Source organism: Mycobacterium sp., from assembly GCF_008709575.1.
Lineage (GTDB): Bacteria > Actinomycetota > Actinomycetes > Mycobacteriales > Mycobacteriaceae > Mycobacterium.
This window is the reverse complement of sequence record NZ_VYIK01000563.1, coordinates 1-519: the sequence shown is the minus strand read 5'-3', so window position 1 is coordinate 519 and position 519 is coordinate 1. Positions and strand designations below refer to the sequence as shown.

Annotated in this window: 1 pseudogene; it reads left to right on the top strand. The window is 65.5% G+C overall.

Going from position 1 to position 519, the window contains the following annotated elements:
- The first annotated feature begins 153 nt into the window (after window positions 1-153).
- Window positions 154-418, top strand: a pseudogene (locus tag F6Q13_RS20155) (hypothetical protein).
- Window positions 419-519: the final 101 nt, after the last annotated feature.

The window sequence follows — 519 nt, the reverse complement described above, 5'->3', positions numbered from 1 at the left end:
AACCAGTCGCGGGTGACCGTGCTGAACCGGGCGAGCGGATCGACGGACGGGGCGGTGTTCACCTGCCCATAGTGCCAACCTTTGACGGCCGGGGGTAACAGACGCTGCCGGCCAGACGATAGATTGACCAGAGCCGAACTCGGGATAGAAGTCATGCAGAAACCACGTCAGCGGTCCGGTGGTGACCGCCTCGGGCGAGCGGATGGCGACGTGCATTCTGCCATCCGATTTGCCGTGTTGACCGCCGCGGCGGCCGTGACATTCCTGGTCGTGGCTGCGCTGTGGGTCAGCGGACCGCGTTTGGCGCGAGCAGGGCACCTGGTGGGCCTGGCAAGGAGCCGGCTGGTTTCTGTTGACCTTGATGTTGCTGACTTTGACATCGAGCGTCCCGATCGCCGGTCCGGCACTGCCCGGCTGAGCAAGCGCCGGTTCAGGGAATGGGCCGGTGACTGTCGGGATGCGTGGCGCGCCACTGGTCATCGATGCGAAGCACACGGCGACGCTCGACGACGAGCCACA